Source organism: Archangium gephyra, from assembly GCF_049060025.1.
Classification (GTDB): Bacteria; Myxococcota; Myxococcia; order Myxococcales; family Myxococcaceae; genus Archangium; species Archangium gephyra_A.
Window position 1 is genome coordinate 4240991 of the sequence record NZ_JBMEQQ010000002.1, and the last position, 19418, is coordinate 4260408.

The window sequence follows — 19418 nt, forward strand, 5'->3', positions numbered from 1 at the left end:
TACCACGCACCCCTCGCGCGAGCGATGCGGCGCCAGGGCAGGCATTGCCAGCCTTTTCAACACCGTCGCGTCCACGACACGGATCTACGCCCGGGGGACGAAGGCACCGAAAACCTGCATCGGTTACACAGGTTTTCCCTCCCAGCTTCGAAGTGGGGACATCTCTGATGGAAGATCCCGAGCAGATATTCCGAAGAGAGGCACTCGACTACTACGCCGGAGCCCAGGAGCACGGAGACGTGCTGCGGCTGACTCCGTCCTGGACACGCTGGGCGTTCTGGCTGCTGTTGACGGTGGTCGGGTTCTACGGCGCGTTCGGGGTGTTGGGATGGATCTCCGAATACGCGACTGGTCCGGCGGTGGTACGGGCGGAGTCCCGGGTGGAGGTGACGGCGCTCGCGTCCGGGCGGGTCACCTCGGTGGAGGTCCAGCCCGGGCAGCGGGTGAAGGAGGGGCAGATCCTGGTGCGCTTCTTCGCCGGAATGGAGCAGGCCAGCCTGGAGCGCTTCAATCAGGAGTTCGAGCTGCATCTGCTGCGTCGGATGAGGGACCTCTCGGACGAGGGCGCGAGCCAGGCGCTGAGCACGCTGCGCGCCGAGAAGGAGCTGGCGCAGTTCCAGCTCGAGCAGCGGGTGGTGCGGGCGCCCCAGGCGGGAGTGGTGAGCGACGTGCGCATCCGGCGGGGCCAGCACCTCACCGAGGGCGAGGTGGTGGTCTCCCTCGTCCAGGAGGACTCGCCGCTGGAGATCATCGCGATGCTTCCCGGAGGCTCCCGCCCGCTCCTCGCCAAGGGAGGGACGATCCGCCTGGAGCTGCAAGGCTTCTCCTATCAATACCAGGAGCTGGTCATCGACGAGGTCGGGGATGAGCTGGTGGGACCTGGCGAGGTGCGCCGGTACCTCGGCCCCGAGCTGGCGGAGAGCCTGACGGTCAACGGGGCGGTGGTGCTGGTGCGCGCCCACACGCCCTCCCGGTTCTTCGAGGCGGATGGCAAGCGGCTCGCGTACGTCGACGGAATGCTGGGCACGGCCCATGCGCGGGTGAAGTCGGAGCGCATCGTGACGACCATCGTCCCCGGTTTGAAAGCCCTGTTCCCCTGAAACAACTCCATGGCCAGCACACTCCAATCCCTGTTGAAACGCTTTCCGGAGCTGCTCCGGCTGGGCCTCCCCGGGAGACTCAGGCGGATTCCCTACATCCAGCAGTTGGATGCCAGTGATTGCGGCGCGGCCTGTCTGGCCATGGTGCTCGCCTACCATGGCAAGGCCGTGCGCCTGGAAGACATCCGCAAGGTCCTCGGCCTCGGCCGGGACGGCGCGACCGCGCTGCGCATCCTCGAGGCCGCCCGCTGGTATGGGCTCCGCGGCCGTGGGGTGTCCCTGGAGGTGGAGGATCTCGGCTATCTCCCGCCGGGCTCCATCCTCCACTGGGAGTTCCGCCACTTCATGGTCTTCGAGCGCCAGGGCCCGGGCTGGGTCGATCTGGTGGACCCCGCGTTGGGCCGGCGGCGGGTGCCGCTCGAGCAGTTCCGCCGGTCCTTCACGGGCGTGGCCCTGCTGCTCGAGCCCGGTGACACGTTCGTGCGGGAGAAGGGCCAGGGGCGGCCCATCGTCCGCCACCTGAAGCAGTTGCTGTTCCAGTCGGGGCTGCTGCCGCGCATCCTCCTCACCTCCGTGTTGGTGCAACTGTTCGCCCTGGGGCTGCCAGCGCTCACCGGAGCCCTCACGGACCGGGTCGTGCCCCGGGGCGATTACCGGCTGTTGCTCGTGCTGTGCGTGGCGATGGCCTCGCTGATCGTCTTCCAATTCCTGGCGGCGATGCTGCGGGCCTTCCTGCTGCTGCACCTGCGCACCGAGCTGGATGCACGGATGACGCTCGGCTTCGTGGAGCACCTGGTGGAGCTGCCGTATGTGTTCTTCCAGCGGCGCTCGGCGGGCGATCTCATGAATCGCCTCAACAGCAACACCACCATCCGCGAGATGCTCACCTCGGGCGCGCTCTCCGGCCTGTTGGACGGCTCCATGGTGGTGGTGTACCTGCTGGTGTTGTTCATCGTGAACGTGCCCCTGGGGTTGCTGGTGCTGGGGCTCGGAGCGCTGCAGGTGGGCGTGTTCTGCTGGACGTACCGGCGGCAGGCCGAGCTGATGGCCCGCAACCTCGAGGCGGATGCGAGATCCGAGGCCTACCAGGTCGAGTTCCTCACCGGGATGGAGACCTTGAAGGCGATGGGCGGCGAGCACCGGGCGGTGGACCGCTGGTCGGGGCTGTTCGTGGACGTGCTCAACGTCTCGCTCGAGCGCGGCCGGCTCAATGCCATCGTCGAGTCGCTGATGAGCACCCTGCGCGCGGGGGCGCCCCTGGTCATCCTGTGCTTCGGCGCCTGGCAGGTGCTCCATGGAGCGCTCAGCCTGGGCAGCATGCTCGCGCTCAACGCCGTGGCGGTGGGCTTCCTGGGGCCGCTCTCCAACCTGGTCACCACCATGATGCAGTTGCAGTTGCTGGGCAGCTACCTCGACCGCCTCAACGACGTGCTGGATACGCCCCGCGAACAGGAGGTGGGAAAGGCGCGCCGGGCGCATGCCCTCACGGGGAGGATCACCCTCGAGAACGTCTCGTTCCGCTACGGCTCCGACGCTCCCCTGGTGACGCGCGAGGTCTCCGTGGAGATCCAACCCGGACAGCTCGTGGCGATCGTGGGCCGCTCGGGCGCGGGCAAGTCCACCCTCGCCAACCTGCTGCTGGGCATGTACCTGCCCTGCTCGGGGCGCATCCTCTATGACGGGGTGGATCTGCGCGAGCTGGACCTGCGCTCGGTCCGCCAGCAGGTGGGCATGGTCCTCCAGGCTCCGGCCCTGTTCAGCGCGAGCATCCGCTCCAACATCACGCTGGCGGATCCCACCCTTCCCCTGGATGCCGTGGTGGAGGCCGCCAGGCTGGCGCACCTCCACGAGGAGATCGTCGCCATGCCCATGGGCTACGAGAGCCTGCTGATGGATCGCGGCACCTCGCTCTCCGGTGGGCAGCGGCAGCGGCTCGCGCTGGCCCGGGCCCTGGTCCGCAAACCCGCGCTCCTGCTGCTGGACGAGGCGACCAGCGCCCTGGATGCCATCACCGAGAGCAAGGTCCACCAGGCCCTGGCGGCCATCCAGTGCACGCGGATCGTGATCGCCCACCGGCTGAGCACGGTGGCCCGCGCGGACCTGATCCTCACCCTGGAGGATGGGGCCCTGGTGGAAGCGGGGACGCACGAGGAACTGCTCGCCCGCGGAGGGTTCTACTCCAGGCTGGTGGCGGCGCAGTTGAACTGACGCCCATGCCTCCGAACGCCGGGTGACGTTCGGAGGCCCCCCTCAACAAACGGCGCCCCCCCTTTGTCTGTTCTCAGCCGGGGAGTGTCATTGCATCGGCTCGCGGCCGGCTAGCAGATGATCGAGCAGCCGACGCACGCCGTGAACTTGACCTGCGAGACACAGATCAAGCCGGTCTGGCCCTTCTTCTTGCCACCGGCAACCTGCTCGAGGCTCTCATCCGAGAGGTTGCGGATGGTCTCCTTGTTGAGGCGGAGCTTCTTCTCCTTCTTCTCGTCCATGACGCTGCTCCTTGCTGGTGCTGCCGCCGGAATTGGCGGCACCAACGATTTAGGCCGCACGGCCACGGACGCCCATCGCGCCCAGGGATGGCTAAGAATCTGAGAACAATCAAATCATGCATCCCACATGCAAATACTTTCACACCATCCCACCAACCCAAAGTCAATCATCCACTGCTCCACCAGGGATTGTCCATGCCGCCGCGACAGGGTTTGTCCAAACCCATCATCATCACCCTGGCGCCAACCCTCCCGAGAGGCCGGATGCGTCATGCGTCTCCCATGCGCATTTCCCCACCCCCATGAGAGAGACCCACTCACCGCCGCGCCCCCATCGCTCCTGGCCCCTGCTGGCACTGCTCTCCTCCATGGCCTGTACCTCCATGGAACCGGAGGAGGGTGAATCCCTCCACCGGACGAGAGGCGAGGTCGTCTACGGCACGGACAACCGGCAGGACGTGTACGCGCACCCGGACGCCACGATGAGGGCGCGCGCGCAGCAGTCGACGGTGGCCCTGATGTTCGCGGGAGTCCTCAACACGGTGGATCCCAACGACATCACCTTCAACGCCCCGACGCTGGGGGTGCGCCACAACCTCTGCGCCACGGAGCGCTTCCGGGAGGATCCGGCGGCGGCCATCTGCTCCGGCACGCTCATCGACGATGACGTGGTGCTCACCGCGGGCCACTGCGTCAGCACCTCGTCGGACTGCGCCAACATCCGCTTCGTCTTCAACTACTACCGGCCCTCCGAGGGCGCGCTGCAGACGGTCACCACGGCGGACGTCTTCAGTTGCGCCTCCGTCGTGGCCCGCAAACAGGGCTCGGTGGATTTCGCCCTGGTGCGGCTGGACCGGCCCGCCACGCCACGCTTCACGCCAGCGCCGGTGAAGACGGGCAACGCCGCCATGGCCAGCGGCCAGAACCTGGGCATCATTGGCAGCGGCAGTGGCATTCCCTTCAAGGCCGACACGGGCGGCTCGGTGCGCGACCCGCGCGCGGGCACGCTGGACTACTTCGTGGGCACCACGGACACCTTCGCCGGCAACTCGGGCTCGGGCGTCTACGAGACGAGCGGGTACTCGGTGGCGGGCATCCTCGTGCGCGGGGATACGGATTACGTCGCCAATGGCGGCTGCAACGTGGTGAATGTGTGCCCCCAGGCGGGCTGCCGCGGCGAGGACGTCACCTACGTCTACCCGGCCATCGAGGCCTTCTGCCGCGCGACGGGCAATGCCAGCGCCAGGCTCTGTGGAAACAAGAGCGCGGACTTCAACGGAGATGGGAGCCTCGACGTGCTGTGGCAGAACCGCACCGAGGACAAGTCCTCCATCTGGTTCATGAAGGATGGCACGCAGCTCTCCCAGGCGGAGGTCCCGGGCACCCAGGACGTGAACTGGTACCCGGTGTCGACGGGCGACTTCGACAGCGATGGGAACCTGGACCTCCTGCGGCACCATCGCACCCGGGGCCAGCTCGCCCTCTGGCTCATGCAGGGAGGCACCCGGGTCTCGGAGGTGGTGCTCCAGGGCCCCACCGATGTGAACTGGCGCCCGGTGGCCGCGGCGGACCTCGACAGCGACGGCAACCTGGACGTCCTCTGGCACCACCGCACCCAGGGGCAGCTCGCCCTCTGGTTCATGCGCGCGGGCACCGTGCTGTCCCAGGTGACGTTCCAGGGCTACCCCGATGTGAACTGGCAGCCGGTGACCACGGCGGACTTCAACGGTGACGGGGACCTGGACCTCCTCTGGCACCACCGTACCCGGGGACAGCTCGCCTTCTGGTTCATGCGCGCGGGCACCGTGCTGTCCCAGGTGACGCTCCAGGGCCATCCCGATGTGAACTGGCAGCCGGTGACGGCGGGAGACTTCAATCGGGACGGGGACCTCGACGTCCTGTGGCACCACCGCACCCGGGGACAGCTCGACTTCTGGTTCATGCGGGCAGGCGCCGTGCTCTCGAGCGTGAGGGTGCAGGGCTATCCCAACGTGAACTGGCGTCCGGTGTCGGCGGGGGACCTCGACAGGGACGGGAACCTGGATGTCCTGTGGCACCACCGGACGAACGGGCAACTCGCCTTCTGGTTCATGAAGGGTGGCACCCTGCTCTCGAGCGTGGTGCGTCAGGGGTTCTCCGATGTGAACTGGTACGTCGTCAGGTAGAACCCGGGGGCATGAGCCCTCTGAAATCAATGGGCGTGGCCGTCCTGCTGGCCGCGCTCAGCGGCTGCCGCACCCTTCCCGTCCAGGTGTCTCCCCAGGCCCGCGAGCTGCGATTCGGTGGCCGGGTAGACCGTGGAGACGCCCAGGGTCCCCGCCTCGCCTGGGGTGGCACGTCCCTCACCGTGCGCTTCACCGGCACCTCCCTCGGTCTGCGCCTGCTCGACCTGCCCAAGGTCGAGGAGCTCGCGCCCAACCGCTTCCGCTTCAGCGTGGACGGTGCGCCCTTCCGTGACCTCTACGTGGGCGAGGGCCGCATGCTCTACCGCATCGCCGAGGGGCTCTCCGAGGGCGAGCACGTGCTCCGGCTGGAGAAGGAGACCGAGTCCGTCGTCGGAGAGACCCAGTTCCTCGGGATCGAGCTCGACCCGGGCGCCCGGTTGCTGCCCGCGCCTCCGGGACCCACGCGCCGCCTGGAATTCATCGGTGACTCGGGCCTCACCGGCTTTGGCATCGAGGGCAAGAACGAGGCGTGCAGCTTCAACGTGGAGACCCAGCGCAGCTCCCTCACCTGGGCCGCCCTCACGTCACAAGCCCTCGGCGCCGAGTCCTCCATCGTCGCCTTCTCCGGCAAGGGCGTGGCCGTCAACTACGCCAACGACCCCACGCCCACCCTGCCCCAGCTCTACACGCGCACCCTTCCCCATCGAGAGGACAGCCGCTGGGACTTCACCTCCTGGGTGCCCGACGCGGTCGTCATCCAGCTCGGCGCCAACGACTTCTGGAAGGAGCACCCTGGAGAGGAGCGTTTCCGCGACGCCTACCGCGCCCTGGTGGACGGCATCCGCGGCCACTACCCCCAGGCCCACATCGTCTGCGTCCTGGGCTCCGGCATCACCGACAGCCACCCCAAGGACGTCAAGGCACGCCGCCATGCCCGAGCCCTCATCTCCAGCGTGGTGGAGACCCTGCGTCAGGCCGGAGATTCCCGCGTGCACTTCGCCGAGGTGCCGCCCAATCCCGGGGACGAGGGACTCGGCTGCCTCTGGCATCCCAGCCGGAAGACCCACCAGCGGACGGCCGAGCAGATGACGCCCCTGCTGCGCGAGCTGCTCGGCTGGAAGTAGCTCAGAGCCTCACGGAGCCGGTGGCGCGGGCGGCACGGCCGGAGAGCTGCCCGGTGTCACCAGCGCGTCGCACGTGGCGCCCGCCATCCACTGGCGCTTGCAGGCCTCGCGGACGAGCGGCTCGCGGAACTGCCAGAGCAGCACGAAGAGGACCCCGAGCCCGATGGCCAGCCACAGGCCCGGCGAGCGCGGCTCCTCCTCGTCGTCCTCGCGCACCCTCACGAGGACCGAGCGCAACACATCGGTCCGGTCCACCTTGGCGTTCTTCGGCAGCCTCGGCCGGCGGGTGATGAGCGCCGCCAGGTCCGGCGTGAGCCTCAACCGGTCGTTGAGCGCCCAGCCCGAGCCCTCCAGCAGCAGCGCCAGGTTGCGCTTGCGCAGCTTGAGCCACCCCAGCAGGCCCGAGGGCAGCATCACCACCGCGGCGACAATCATCGCCGCCGAGATGACGTCGAAGACGGTGAGCGACCGCACCTGCGTCACGATGAAGGCCAGCGACGAGCCCACGGCCGCGAACGCGATGCCCGTCGCCGCGATGAAGCCGCCCGGTCCCGCCGCCGCGGGGGCCGCGGGTGCCGCCGGAGCCGGCACGGCCGGAGGCGCCAGGGTCCCCTGCCCGTAGCTCTTCTCCAGTGACTCATCGAGCGACTTCTCCCCGGCCGCCGCCATCCCCTCGATCTTCTTGGAGATGAACTGGCCGATCCGCCCGAAGGGCATCGTCATCGCCTCCCACAGCGACACGGGCTGGCGGATGATCTGCGTCACCACCGCGTCGAACTCACGGCCCTCCACGTCGTAGAAGACGCCGCGCTTGCCCACCACCAGGTCCGCGCTCCGCCCGCGCGTGGCGGGCACCGCCACCTCGTAGCTCTCCCCGCCGTCCTTCGCCGCCACCTGCACGTAGAGGGTGCAGGTGGTGCCCTGGCCCGTCAGCGCGGCGTGTGCGGCCCGGTTCGTCACCAGCACCGACAGCCTGTACCTCCGGCCCCCGAGGATGAGCGTCCCCTTCTCCATCAGCGCGCGCCGCTTCGTCTGGTACAGGTCCGGCATGCTGATGAAGTTGTTGGCGAACGTCAGCAGCCAGCGCTGGTAGAGAATCAGCCGCTCCAGCTCGTCCACCGCGTCCAGCTTGTCCTTCAGCGCCAGGTCCGCCCGGCACGCCGCCTCGAGGGCCTCCAGCTCGGACTCGGGAATGCCCGCCAACGTCTCCACCAGCCCGCGCAGGGGGCTCGCCTCCAGCCGCGACTGCCACGCCAGGATGGCATCGGCTCTCGCGCACAGCTCGCGCCAGGCCGCGTCCACCAGCGTCGCCATGTCCCCCGTGAGCGGCACCGCCACGTCCTTCCGGAAGGCCTCGAGCCGCTCGAAGGCCTGGCCCCGGTACAGCCGCGACCACCGCAGCGCGCCCCCGGGCTCCGGAGGCGCCACCGGCAGCTCCGACACCACCCGCGCCAGCGCCTGCGTGTCCCCCAGCGCCCCCTGCACCCGGCCCGCCTCCAGCTTGAGGCTCGACACGGCCTCGGGCTGCGCCGCCACCAACCGGCACTGCAGGAAGTACGTGTCCAGCAGCGGCCGGATCTCCTGGATGCGCCGGGCGTGCTCCACGCTCCGCTCGCCCCACACCAGCACCGACGCCTTGTCCGCCAGGTGCACCAGCAGCGCGCTCCGCTCCTCCCGGAAGCGCTGGAGCAGGGGCAAGTCCACGCCCGCCTGCCCCGCCCGGTTCTTCACCTCGGGGAAGCAGGCCATGAGCTTCTCGGCCAGCGACCGCGACGGCTCGGGCAGGAAGGCCGGGGCGACAATGCCATCCCCGTTCTGCCCCGCCTCCCGCAGCGCCTTCTCGCTGGTGCGCACCTGCTCCAGCGAAATGCGCGTCCGGTCCCCGGCCTTCAGCGTCTCCAGCAGGATGCCCGCCACGTCCCGGAGCTTCCCTCCCGCCTCGGAGAGCTCGTCCAGCGCGAGCACGTCGCTCGCCGCGTCCGCGCCCTGGTGCGACTTCAGCAACTTCGCCGTGTGCTCGACGGCGGCGCGGAGCTCGGCCACGCGGATGCGCTTGTTTCCATCCGCGTCGACGAAGGCGAGGAAGCGCGGGTCGCAGTGGAGCCCCTCGAGTGGGCAGGCCGTGGCCAGCCACTGGGTCTCCGGAATGCGCACGGCTTCCACCAGCACGTCGAAGGAGGGAATGGAGACCTGCAGCGAGCCTCCATAACGGCGGTACACGAGAGGGCGCGTCATGACGGCCCACCAGAGCACAGCCGCCCGCCCGGTGGGGTAGCGGTTTCAACTTCCGCCATGACGAACCGGGCAACGCCCACTCCGTCCAGACACTCAAAGGAGGTGGGAGAACATGGTGGACGCGATCGGAACGGGGTTGTTGGGGACGGGGTTGCTGGCCAGCCTGGGCGCGGGAGCGGCCACGGGCCTGGGCGCCCTCCCCATCCTCCTCTCCCCGGACTTCGGACGCAAGGCGCTGGACCGGATGCTCGGCTTCAGCGCGGGCGTGATGCTCGCGGCCACGGGTTTCTCCCTCATCCTCCCCGCGCTCGGCCTGCTCCTCCAGGGGGGCACCGCGCCGGGCGGGGCCCTGCTGAAGGTGGGCCTGGGCATGCTGCTCGGCGCCCTCTTCGTGCGCGGCTGGCACGCCCTCATGCCCCATGCGCACGTCCCCGAGGACCTTCCCGCCCAGGCCGGCTTGAACCGGAGCCGGGTCATCCTGTTCGTGCTCGCCATCACCCTCCACAACTTCCCCGAGGGCCTGGCCGTGGGCGTCAGCTTCTCCGGCCCCGAGGCGCGGCTGGGCCTGGCCGTCGCGCTCGGCATCGGCGTGCACAACATCATCGAGGGCCTGGTGGTGGCGGTGGCGCTGCGGGGCTCGGGCATGAAGGCCGGCCGCTCCGCCGTCCTCGCGCTGCTGACGGGGCTCGTCGAGCCGCTCGGCGGCCTGCTCGGCGTGAGCGCACTGTCCATCAGCACCCGCCTGCTCCCCTGGGGCCTCACCTTCGCGGCCGGCGCCATGCTCTACGTCGTCACCCGCGACGTCATCCCCGAGAGCCGCCGCAGTGGCTTCCACCGCGAGGCGACCAACAGCCTGATGTGGGGTTTCGCACTCGCCCTGGCCCTGGACGTTTCGCTCGCCTGAGTGCCTGCTCTCCTGGCCGCGAGAGGAGGGCGCGCCCCTCTGGCCCATGCCTCGACCTGCTTGCATCTGGCGGCGCCACGGGGCATGTCTCGGGGTGTGAGCCAACAGCACCAGCAGACCGGGCAGGGTGAAATGGACGCGGCCGAGCAGGATGACTTCTTCAGCGCCTATTCGAAGAAGCAACCTCGCCGCCCCAAGCGCATGCTCCTGCTGTACCCCGCCGCGGCGCTGTTCCTCTTCGTGGTCGGCAAGTGGTTCGTGGCCATGCAGCCCGAGGCCATGCCCTTCCGCGTGGACACGGCCTGGGGCCTCCGGCAGGTGAACAAGGGCATGTCGCCGCAGGACGTCTCCGGCATCCTCGGCCAGCCCACCAGCAAGGAGCGCCGCGGCAACCAGGAGTGCTACCAGTACGGCAAGCCCACCATCAACGCGCCCACCTTCGTGCTGCACGTCGTCTGCTACGAGGACGGCAAGCTCATCGAGGTGTCCGAGAAGCGCTACAACTCCTGGGTCGTCACCAACGACATGGCCATCTCCCCCGCCCCGCTCGAGTACGAGCTCACGGACGAGGAGAAGCCCGCGGATCCGGCCAGCCCCGGCGCGCCGGGCGTCGCCGGTCAGAACCCCCCGTAACCCCCCGCGCCGCCCGCCTCAGCGCGAGAGGTACCGGACGAGCGCGTCCGCGAAGCGTGCGGAGGCGCCCTCGGATGCGCCGAAGAAGAGCCGCGGCTCGATGACCTCCAGTTCCTGCAGCAGGGGCGTGCCCTCCGGACCGGTGGCCACGTCCACCCGCGCATAGAGGGTCCGTCCGGGCGTGGCGGCCAGCACGCGCTCCGAGAGCGCCACCTCGTCCGCGCGCGGCGCCAGGGCCACCCCATCCGGCAGGGTGCCGCCCTCGGCCTCCATGGTGCGCGCCCGCACCACCGCGTGCGAGAAGACTCCGTCGAAGAAGATGTAGGAGCGCTCGCCGCCCTCGTGCAGCGCGGGCAGGAAGGGCTGCACCAGCGCATCGCCCTCGGCGAGCACCGCGTCCAGGTGGGCCTGCCCCTCGTCCGCGAGCCGCGCGGGCTCGAAGCGCCGGGTGAGCCGCCCGCCGCCGGACACCGCGGGCTTCACCACCACCTCACCCCATCCCCGCTCCGCCACGAGCGCCGGCAGCGAGGCCGCCCGGCCCCGGGGGCAGAGCGCCGTGGGGGTGACGGGGACGCCCTTCCCGGCCAGCTCCAGCAGATAGGACTTGTGGCTGTTCCAGCGCAGCACGCCCGGGGGGTTGAGCACGTCCACGAGCGGGGGCACCCGCTCCAGCCACGCCAGGAATTCCACCGGTTTGAGAAAATAGTCCCAGGTGGTGCGAACCAGGGCGAGCCGGTAGCGCGCCCACTCCACCTCCGGGTCGTCCCACCGCACGACGTGGGGCCGCAGCCCCCGGGCGCGCAGCGGCTCGAGCAGCCGCTGGTCGTCCTCCGTCATCTCGGGCAGACCCCAGTAGGTGATGAGCGCGATGTCCATGTGCGGTCTGCTTCTCTCCTACCGTGGACTGTCTGCCAAGGGACCTATACCGCGAGCCAGCCATTCTTCACCCGGCGTGCGATGATGGCGCCTTACCTCCGGCCCACCGGAGCAGGGTGACCTGGTCGTTCTTCGCGGCGAGCTTCGCCGTCCTCTTCTGCGTCGCGCTCGTCCTCTTCGTGGTGACGTAGCTTGGTGAGGGAGAGGGAGGGAGTGGAAGACCACTGCCGGGCGCCGACAGGGCTGTGCGCCGGGCCGGTGGAGCGGGGGTGCAGCCCTCTTCTAGAGGCCGGGCTCATCAAGCGGATGCGCGAGTACATGCGCGAGTAGATTCCGGACTTCGACCTGGTAGCCATGCCCAAGGGGTGAGGCTGGCTCCACAGGGGGGCTCATGGCTCACGACGACACCAGCGTGAGCCCTCCCCGCTGACGTTCCGCCTGGGCGTTCTCTCCGACATAGGCCTCCAATGCGGCATCCCGCTGGATCCCCTTGCGAGCTACGGAGAGTATCTTCTTCGCCCAGGTCTGAAAGGAGGCGGGCTTCTCAACCCAGTTGCCCGTCTCATCATGGAAGCCCCGGTCATAAAACAGGCGTCCGACGCGAAGGAGCTTTCCGTCGTAGAAACAGCGGCTCAATTCGATGATGGGGGACCGCAGCAGATCCACTGTCCAGTAGCCCTGCTTCACGACATGCTCGAATCTGAGAGCCTGCAATGATTCTGGCGGTGCCAGGAATATCGTCAGCCACGTTTTGCTGAACTCCGCCACAGCGAGCGTGGAGAGCAATCTTGGAGCAGGCTGTTCCGACCTGTAGTCCAAATAGACCACTGGACAGTGCGCCTTCAGCCGCTGCTCGAGGAGCTGAAGGTCCGCGGGAGTCAGGAAGAACCTGAGCTGGTGTCCCATGTGAATCGGCTATTTATCTGTGTATGGGTGGAACTTCGGACGGTCGCCTGTCGCTTCCTGGATATCATCCAGGGCTTTTCTTTCGCGCGCCACTGGCTGGCCATCCTTCGTTTGGCGACCCACCTGATGCATTTCCTCGACAGTCCCTGTCGACGGCTCCACGCCCGCCACATCAACGAACCGCTTGCTCCTGGAGCCTTGGGGCGTCTGAACCATGTGCTCCCGCTTGGGAACCAGTCCACGGTCTTTGACGTCCGCCTCCACTTCCTTCACCTTGGCCTGGTGCTCCGTCCCCCCCTTCCTTCCATTGGGATTGGGGATTTTCGCGCTCTTGACGGTGGCGCTCCTGGACGCAGCTTTGGGGCGGGGTGGAGCAGCGAGAGCGAGGCTACACCACAGTATCCAAATTACCGCGAGCAACCTCGTCATGGGCTCACTCTCTTCTTGACTGCCTGTTCAACACGAAGCGGCGGAGCGTAGCAAGGTCAACGGGCGCTATCAGCTCAAGACCGCCTGGCACCGGGCGCGGACAGGCGGGCCACCCCACTTCCAGGTGGAGTGCGCCACCGTGTCCCTGCCGCGCCCCTCCTCCCCCCGAGTCCCATGTCTTGCCCCATGGGCCAGCCATTCTTCACCCGGCGTGCGATGATGGTGCCTTACCTCCGGCCCACCGGAGCAGGGTGATATGCGCTGGCTCCTCTCGGTGCTCTTCTGGTCGTTCTTCGCGGCGAGCTTCGCCGTCCTCTTCTGCGTCGCGGTCATCATCTTCGTGGTGACATGGCCCTTCGACCGCAACGGGCGGGTGCTGCACCTGTTCTCCTGCGGCTGGGCGCAGCTCTACTTCTGGGTCAGCCCCGGCTGGAGCCTGCGAATCGAAGGCCGCGAGCGCCTGCCCTGGCACGGGCCCGCGGTGCTGGTGGCCAACCACCAGTCCCTGGGCGACATCCTCGTGCTCTTCGGCCTCTACCGGCCCTTCAAGTGGGTCTCCAAGGCCAGCAACTTCCGGCTGCCGTTCCTCGGCTGGAACATGCACCTCAACCGCTACGTGTCGCTGGTGCGCGGGGACAAGGAGAGCATCGCGAAGATGATGGCCGCGTGCGAGCGCTGGCTGGACCGGGGCGTGCCGGTGCTCATCTTCCCCGAGGGCACGCGCTCGCCGGACAACGAGATGCGGCCCTTCAAGGACGGCGCCTTCCGGCTGGCCCATGCCAAGGGCTGCCCGCTCATCCCCATGGTGCTCACCGGCACGGGGGACACCCTGCCCAAGCACGGGCTGCTGATCCACTTCCGGGCGGACTGCCGGGTGAGCGTCCTCGAGCCCGTGGACCCGCGCGCCTTCCCGGACCCGGCCGCGCTGCGCGACCACGTGCGGGCCCTCATGGAGCGGGAGAAAGCGCGCCTCGAGTCCGGGGCAGCCGCACCGTGAAGGTGGTGCCCTCCTCCGCGGTGGAGCACACCGAGAGGGTGCCCCCGTGGGCGCGGACGATCTGCTCCACGATGTAGAGCCCCAGCCCCAGGCCCGAGGCCGGGTGCGGGCTGTCCCGCGAGAGCCGCCGGAAGGGCTCGAAGATGGTGGGCAGCAGCTCGGCCGGGATGGGCGGGCCGGCGTTGTTCACCTCCAGGACGACGCTCTCCCCCTCGTCGCGCAACCGCAGGCGCACGGGCGTCCCCTCGGGGCTGTAGTCGAGCGCGTTCTTGACCAGGTTCCCCATCACCTGGGAGAGCCGGTCCGGATCCCACTCCCCCTCGAAGCGTCCCGTGCCCTCCAGCCGCAGCTCGCGCCCGGGATGGCCCGCCTCCAGCTCCTCCATCACATGCCGCACCAGGTGCCGCAGGTTGAGGTGCTGGGGTGACACGGGGATGCCTCCGCCCAGCCGCCCGCGCGTGAAGTCCAGCAGCTCGCCAATCATCCGCGCCATGCGCTCGGCGCTGGTGATGATGCGGCGCACGGGCTTGAGGTGGCGGGGAGCCAGGTCCTCCGCCCGCATCAACGCGTTGGCGGACAGGAGGATGGCATTGAGCGGGTTGCGCAAGTCGTGCGAGACGATGCCCAGGAAGCGCTCGCGGAACTCCGCCGCCCGGCGCAGCTCCTCCTCGGTGCGCTGGCGCTCGGTGATGTCCACCACCACCGTGCCCACCCAGCGCACCACGTTCCGGATGTCCCGCACCGGGTAGACGCTCAACAGGTAGTGGTGGATCCGGCCCTCGTCGGCCGCCGTGGCGATGGCCACCTCCCGCTCCCGCAGGGGCTCGCCCGTCTCGAAGACGTGGCGCAGCAGGGGCTCCAGGGAGGCGCCGGACTCGCCGGGGAGCACCTCGCGCACGGCGCGCCCCAACATCGCCTCCATGGGCGCCCCGTTCATCTCCGCGAGCATGCGGTTGACGCGCACATAGCGCAGCTCCCGGCCCACGAAGGCCAGGCCGATGGGCGCGGTGGACAGCAGCGAGTCCAGCAGCGCGAGCGTCTCGGACTGCTCCACCTCGTGCCGCAGCCGCTCCGTCTCGTCCCGGGCGGAGAGCACCGCGCCGGCCGGAGTGCCGTCCGGAAGGAGCACGGGCGAGGCGGTGCCGCTGAGGATGCGCACCGAGCCATCCGGGCGCCGCACCTTCCAGCGCGCCTCGGTGACCGTCTCTCCGTGGAGCGCCCGGTACAGGGGCGTCGCCTCCAGCGCCAGGGGCCGCTCCTCCAGGTCGAGCAGCCCATAGGTCGCCGTCCACTCGGGCGCGGCCACCTGCTGGCGGGTGACGCCGTGCTGGCGCTCGGCCTCCGCGTTGAAGATGCGCAGCACGCCCCGCTCGTCCGTCACGATGATGGCGGCCCGGCTCTGCTCGATGACCAGGCGCAGCATCTCCTCGTGCGTGCGCATCGCCTCGCGCGCCTCGCGCTCACGGCTGGCCAGCCGCGTCTGCACCAGCAGCGCCGAGGCCCGGCTCACCATCGCCCGGAAGAGCAGCTTGTCCTCGTTGGAGAACTCGAAGGCGGTGATGCTGCCCATGTGCGCCACGCCCACCACCTCCTCCCCGGCGATGAGCGGCACCCCGTACAGGGCGCGGGTGCCCCGCCGCCGCAGTGCCTCGCTCTTCACCAGCGGCTCCGCCGCCGCCGAGCGCACCTCCAGCGGCCGCCGCTCGGCGGCGATCTTCCCGGCGAAGCCCTCGCCCACCCGGAGCTGGAAACCGGCGGTCACCTCCTGCTCCAGGCCCACCGAGGCGCGCGCCCGCAGCACCTCTCCCTCGCGCAGCAGCAGCGTGACGGAGTCCACCGACTCGGTCGTCTCCAGCACCACGCGCAGCAGCCGCTCCAGGAAGGTGTCCAGGTCCTCCGTGCCAAGCGCCGCCTCGGAGATCCGGTCGAGCGCCACCAGGGTGCGCTCGCGGGCCCGTGAGTAGCGGAACACCGCGGTGGCCACCGCCTCGTCGAACAGCTGGTTGAGGCGCTCGAGCTTCCCGCAGCAGCATCTCCGCGTCCCCTCCTCCCTCGCGCCCCAGGTGCTGGCCGTAGAGCCGCAGGATGCAGGCGCGCAGCAGCGCGTACTCGTGCGTCACCTGCTCCAGGTCGAACCCCACGTCCAGCCGCTGCAACGCGTGGATCTCCGGCCAGTCCTCCAGCGAGCCCAGGACTCCGGTGTGGACGTCCTCCACCCGGTCCGCCATCCGCGCCAACAGGGGCGGCAGATGGTCCAGCAGCCGGGATTGGGACAGCCGCCGTGCCTCGGGCATGACCCGCACCGCGCGCTCCCACTCCTCGAGGATCAGCGTGTGCTGCTCCCGGATGAAGTCGCAGAGGCGAAGCCGCCCCTCCCTCCCGGACACTGGCTCGTACGTCGCCATATCCGGAAAATGTGAACGTCCTCGGGCGCCGGAGCCCGGCTCCAGGCACCCTCCATCGCTCCCCCGCCCGCCCTACGGCCGATCCGCCTGGCGCCCCGCCCTCCCCTAGAGATCCCGGGGGAGACGGCGCGCCACCTCCAGCAGCAGCACACGCTGGAGCTCGTGGTCCACGTCGTAGACGGCGATCGCATCATCCACCACCACCGAGGGGGTGGAGGCCGGGCGCCCGGAGGCCTTCACCGTCCCAGGAAGGACCTGGCCGCCCTCGCCCAGGGCCGTGGCGACGGCATCCAACTCGTCCCGGATGCGCCGATAGGTCTCCAGCGACAGGTGGGCGAGTTGATTCCAGGCGGGGGGGCTGATTTCGACGGTGTACACGGTGCGCAAGCCTAGGGAGAGGTTCGTCGTTTATCATTTGAGCACAAAGCAGACCCGTCAAATTCCCGTGAAGTCCGGCACTTACGTGGGGGCTGTTCAGTGGCGAACGGTCCTGGCCACCACCACTGGACGAAAGGATTTTCCGTTCTCCTCCCTGCGCGTGTGCACCCACACGGACGGTGAGAAGCCCTCAGGAAGCGCCGTGAGACCCACCGCCCCCAGGGCCAGGGCACCTGCCCGCTGAAGCCCAACTCCCCGCCCGCACCATCCACCAGCGGACGGACGTGGAAGCGCTGCCCTCGTGTGCTGCTGAGCAGTACGCACGCCCCGCTACAGCTTCGCGCCACCTTCCATGAGGGGGGGGCGGTTGATTGGAGCGTGCGCCATGCGAATCGATGCTCTTCGGGCATTCGCCTGCTTTCTCTTGCTGTGGGGCTGCGCGGAGGAGGAACCCTCCATGAGCCCGCAGCGGCAACGCACGGAAGCGGCCGCGGTGCCCACCCGCTTCACGGACACGCTGGTCGTCGACGGGCTCGACGCGGCGACCTCCATGGCCATCGCACCGGATGGACGCATCTTCGTGTGCGAGCAGGACGGCCGGCTCCGGCTCATCCAGGACGGGAAGCTGCTGAGCGCGCCGTTCCTGACGGTCACCACGGATCGCAGCGGGGAGCGGGGCCTGCTCGGCGTGGCGTTGGATCCAGACTTCCCCCGCCAGCCCTACGTGTACGTCTATTACACGGCCACCACGCCCCAGGTGCACAACCGCGTCAGCCGCTTCACCGCCAACGGCAACCTGGCCGTGCCCGGCAGCGAGCGCGTCCTGCTCGAGCTCGAGGCGCTGGGGGCCAACAACCACAATGGAGGCGCCCTCCACTTCGGGCCCGGCGGCAAGCTCTTCGTGGCCGTGGGGGAGAACACGCGCTCGGACCGGGCGCAGAGCCTCACCTCGTTGCTGGGCAAGATGCTGCGGCTGGAGAAGGACGGCACCCTCCCCACGGACAACCCCTTCTACACGCGCACCACGGGCAGCTACCGGGCCATCTGGGCGCTCGGCCTGCGCAACCCCTTCAGCTTCGCCGTGCAGCCGGGCACCGGCCGCCTCTTCATCAACGACGTCGGGGCGAACAAGTGGGAGGAGCTCAACGAGGGCGTCGCCGGCGCCAACTACGGCTGGCCGGACACCGAGGGCCCCACGACGGATTCCCGCTACCGCGCCCCGCTGTTCGCCTATCCGCACGGCTCGGGCACCAGCAGCGGCTGCGCCATCTCCGCGGGCGTCTTCTACAACCCGGCTCAGCCCCACTTCCCCGCGGAGTACACCGGGCGCTACTTCTTCTCGGACTACTGCGGCGGGTGGATCCGCACCTATGACCCGAGGGATGGCGCCGTCGCCGTCTTCGCCACGGGATTGAAGGCGCCGGTGGACCTCGACGTCGGACCGGACGGCAGCCTCTACTACCTGGACCGGACGGAGGACACGGTGCGCCGCATCCGCTACGCGGGGGCCGCCGAAGCGCCCACCGTCGCGAGCCAACCCGAGAGCCTGACGGTACGGCCCGGCCAGTCCGCCACCTTCACGGTGGGCGCCACCGGGACGCCGTCGCTGCGCTACCAGTGGCAGCGCAATGGCAGCGACCTGGCGGGGCAGACGTCCCCGAGCCTCACGCTGGCCTCGGTGCAGCTCTCGGACTCGGGGACCCGCTTCCGGGTGCGGGTGTTCAACGACTACGGCTCGGTGCTGAGCAACGAGGCCACCGTCACCGTGCGGAACAACACCCCCCCCACCGCCACCTTCTTCCTGCCCGTGGAGGGGACGCTCTACAGCGCGGGGAACGTCATCGCCTACGAGGGCCGGGGCACGGACGCCGAGGAGGGGACGCTGCCGGACAGCGCCTTCACCTGGCGGGTGGACTTCCACCATGACGACCACCTGCACCCCTTCGTGCCGTCCACGCGCGGGGGGAAGAGCGGCAGGTTCACCGTGCCGGAGCGGGGCGAGACGGCCGCCAACGTGTGGTACCGCATCCACCTGCGGGTGGAGGACTCCAGCGGGGCCACCCACGAGCTCTTCCGGGACGTGCGGCCCCGGAAGGTGAAGCTGCGGCTGAGCACCGAGCCCACGGGGCTGCAGGTGACGCTCGACGGGCAACCCCAGCCGGCTCCGCTGGAGGTGGAGACCGTGGCGGGGGTGGTGCGCGCGCTGGGCACCGTCTCTCCCCAGGCGAAGGACGGGAAGACGTACGTCTTCGACCGCTGGGCGCACGGGGGGGCCATGACCCAGGAGGTCCGTCCCACCGGGAACTCGCAATACACAGCGGTGTTCCGGGACGTGAGCGGCCCGGGCAACGGCCTGCGGGCAGAGTACTTCAATGAGCTGGACTTCAAGGGCCTGAAGGTGGAGCGGGTGGACCCCACCGTGGACTTCCGGTGGGAAAGCGGCTCGCCGGACCCGGTCCTGGACATCAACACCTTCTCGGCGCGCTGGACGGGAAGCGTGGTGCCCCGGTACTCGGAGACGTACACCTTCCATACCCAGTCCAATGACGGGGTCCGGCTCTGGGTGGACGGCAAGCTGCTCATCGACGACTGGACGATCCACGCCACCAAGGAGAACCGCGGCACCGTCACGCTGGAGGCGGGCCGGGCCTACTCGCTCCGGCTGGAGTTCTTCGAGCAGACGGGCCTGGCCCTCATGCGGCTGCACTGGTCGAGCCCCCGCCAGCGCAAGCAGATCATCCCCACCGAGCAGCTCCGGCCGGTGCTTCCCTGACGGC

General features: G+C 69.3%; 15 protein-coding genes. 8 read left to right on the forward strand and 7 right to left on the reverse strand.

Features of this window, described 5'->3' with window-relative positions; all coding sequences use genetic code 11:
- The first annotated feature begins 167 nt into the window (after positions 1-167).
- Together ACN28I_RS18480 and ACN28I_RS18485 are read left to right on the forward strand one after the other, a co-directional pair.
- On the forward strand, positions 168-1100 hold the full coding sequence (locus tag ACN28I_RS18480; RefSeq protein ID WP_420943299.1) for an efflux RND transporter periplasmic adaptor subunit: 933 nt from the start codon (positions 168-170) through the stop codon (positions 1098-1100).
- A 9-nt stretch (positions 1101-1109) separates the two neighbouring features.
- The gene (locus ACN28I_RS18485; RefSeq protein WP_420943300.1) at positions 1110-3308 is read left to right on the forward strand and encodes a peptidase domain-containing ABC transporter; all 2199 of its coding nucleotides are present in this window, start codon (positions 1110-1112) and stop codon (positions 3306-3308) included.
- Positions 3309-3418: 110 nt separating this feature from the next.
- On the opposite strand, the gene ACN28I_RS18490 is transcribed toward ACN28I_RS18485, so the two are convergent.
- The gene (locus ACN28I_RS18490) at positions 3419-3589 is read right to left on the reverse strand and encodes a class I lanthipeptide (RefSeq protein ID WP_420943301.1); all 171 of its coding nucleotides are present in this window, start codon (positions 3587-3589) and stop codon (positions 3419-3421) included.
- A gap of 302 nt (positions 3590-3891) precedes the next feature.
- Here ACN28I_RS18490 and ACN28I_RS18495 point away from each other — a divergent pair, with 302 nt between their 5' ends.
- The gene (locus ACN28I_RS18495; RefSeq protein ID WP_420943302.1) at positions 3892-5754 is read left to right on the forward strand and encodes an FG-GAP-like repeat-containing protein; all 1863 of its coding nucleotides are present in this window, start codon (positions 3892-3894) and stop codon (positions 5752-5754) included.
- Positions 5755-5765: 11 nt separating this feature from the next.
- Entirely contained in the window at positions 5766-6878 is a 1113-nt protein-coding gene (locus tag ACN28I_RS18500; RefSeq protein WP_420943303.1) for an SGNH/GDSL hydrolase family protein, read from the forward strand.
- Between the two features lie 9 nt (positions 6879-6887).
- On the opposite strand, the gene ACN28I_RS18505 is transcribed toward ACN28I_RS18500, so the two are convergent.
- Positions 6888-9113, reverse strand: a complete 2226-nt coding sequence (locus tag ACN28I_RS18505) for a kinesin (protein ID WP_420943304.1) — start codon at positions 9111-9113, stop codon at positions 6888-6890.
- Positions 9114-9225: 112 nt separating this feature from the next.
- On the opposite strand from ACN28I_RS18505, the gene ACN28I_RS18510 reads away from it, so the two are divergent.
- Positions 9226-10017 carry a ZIP family metal transporter gene (locus ACN28I_RS18510; protein ID WP_420943305.1) on the forward strand — a complete coding sequence of 264 codons (792 nt, stop codon included), beginning with the start codon at positions 9226-9228 and terminating at the stop codon, positions 10015-10017.
- An 84-nt stretch (positions 10018-10101) separates the two neighbouring features.
- Positions 10102-10650 (forward strand): hypothetical protein, encoded by a 549-nt coding sequence (locus ACN28I_RS18515; RefSeq protein WP_420943306.1) that lies wholly within the window; start codon positions 10102-10104, stop codon positions 10648-10650.
- An 18-nt stretch (positions 10651-10668) separates the two neighbouring features.
- Here the strand turns inward: ACN28I_RS18515 and ACN28I_RS18520 are convergent, their stop codons facing one another.
- The 3 genes from ACN28I_RS18520 to ACN28I_RS18530 form a co-directional block, all read right to left on the reverse strand.
- Positions 10669-11526: an ATP-grasp domain-containing protein gene (locus ACN28I_RS18520; RefSeq protein WP_420943307.1), complete on the reverse strand. Its 858-nt coding sequence runs from the start codon at positions 11524-11526 to the stop codon at positions 10669-10671.
- A gap of 396 nt (positions 11527-11922) precedes the next feature.
- Positions 11923-12432, reverse strand: a complete 510-nt coding sequence (locus ACN28I_RS18525) for a hypothetical protein (protein ID WP_420943308.1) — start codon at positions 12430-12432, stop codon at positions 11923-11925.
- Between the two features lie 9 nt (positions 12433-12441).
- Positions 12442-12861 (reverse strand): hypothetical protein, encoded by a 420-nt coding sequence (locus tag ACN28I_RS18530; protein WP_420943309.1) that lies wholly within the window; start codon positions 12859-12861, stop codon positions 12442-12444.
- Between the two features lie 256 nt (positions 12862-13117).
- Here ACN28I_RS18530 and ACN28I_RS18535 point away from each other — a divergent pair, with 256 nt between their 5' ends.
- A complete protein-coding gene (locus ACN28I_RS18535; RefSeq protein WP_420943310.1) occupies positions 13118-13858 on the forward strand; it encodes a lysophospholipid acyltransferase family protein in 741 nt (246 codons plus the stop codon).
- On the opposite strand, the gene ACN28I_RS18540 is transcribed toward ACN28I_RS18535, so the two are convergent.
- Positions 13809-15842, reverse strand: coding sequence for an ATP-binding protein (locus ACN28I_RS18540; RefSeq protein WP_420943311.1), 2034 nt, complete (start codon positions 15840-15842; stop codon positions 13809-13811). The genes ACN28I_RS18535 and ACN28I_RS18540 overlap by 50 nt on opposite strands.
- Positions 15843-16368: 526 nt before the next feature.
- A complete protein-coding gene (locus ACN28I_RS18545) occupies positions 16369-16650 on the reverse strand; it encodes a type II toxin-antitoxin system RelE family toxin (RefSeq protein WP_420943312.1) in 282 nt (93 codons plus the stop codon).
- Between the two features lie 448 nt (positions 16651-17098).
- Between ACN28I_RS18545 and ACN28I_RS18550 the strand changes: the two genes are divergently transcribed.
- Positions 17099-19414: a PQQ-dependent sugar dehydrogenase gene (locus ACN28I_RS18550; RefSeq protein ID WP_420943313.1), complete on the forward strand. Its 2316-nt coding sequence runs from the start codon at positions 17099-17101 to the stop codon at positions 19412-19414.
- The last annotated feature ends 4 nt before the right edge of the window (positions 19415-19418 follow it).

Bases quoted from the DNA above. Each gene is read 5' to 3' on its own strand.
- ACN28I_RS18525 (WP_420943308.1), bottom strand. From the start codon at position 12,432: ATGGGACACCAGCTCAGGTTCTTCCTGACTCCCGCGGACCTTCAGCTC.
- ACN28I_RS18500 (WP_420943303.1), top strand. From the start codon at position 5,766: ATGAGCCCTCTGAAATCAATGGGCGTGGCCGTCCTGCTGGCCGCGCTC.
- ACN28I_RS18505 (WP_420943304.1), bottom strand. From the start codon at position 9,113: ATGACGCGCCCTCTCGTGTACCGCCGTTATGGAGGCTCGCTGCAGGTC.
- ACN28I_RS18495 (WP_420943302.1), top strand. From the start codon at position 3,892: ATGAGAGAGACCCACTCACCGCCGCGCCCCCATCGCTCCTGGCCCCTG.
- ACN28I_RS18510 (WP_420943305.1), top strand. From the start codon at position 9,226: ATGGTGGACGCGATCGGAACGGGGTTGTTGGGGACGGGGTTGCTGGCC.
- ACN28I_RS18485 (WP_420943300.1), top strand. From the start codon at position 1,110: ATGGCCAGCACACTCCAATCCCTGTTGAAACGCTTTCCGGAGCTGCTC.
- ACN28I_RS18550 (WP_420943313.1), top strand. From the start codon at position 17,099: ATGAGCCCGCAGCGGCAACGCACGGAAGCGGCCGCGGTGCCCACCCGC.
- ACN28I_RS18520 (WP_420943307.1), bottom strand. From the start codon at position 11,526: ATGGACATCGCGCTCATCACCTACTGGGGTCTGCCCGAGATGACGGAG.
- ACN28I_RS18490 (WP_420943301.1), bottom strand. From the start codon at position 3,589: ATGGACGAGAAGAAGGAGAAGAAGCTCCGCCTCAACAAGGAGACCATC.
- ACN28I_RS18535 (WP_420943310.1), top strand. From the start codon at position 13,118: ATGCGCTGGCTCCTCTCGGTGCTCTTCTGGTCGTTCTTCGCGGCGAGC.
- ACN28I_RS18515 (WP_420943306.1), top strand. From the start codon at position 10,102: ATGTCTCGGGGTGTGAGCCAACAGCACCAGCAGACCGGGCAGGGTGAA.
- ACN28I_RS18480 (WP_420943299.1), top strand. From the start codon at position 168: ATGGAAGATCCCGAGCAGATATTCCGAAGAGAGGCACTCGACTACTAC.
- ACN28I_RS18530 (WP_420943309.1), bottom strand. From the start codon at position 12,861: ATGACGAGGTTGCTCGCGGTAATTTGGATACTGTGGTGTAGCCTCGCT.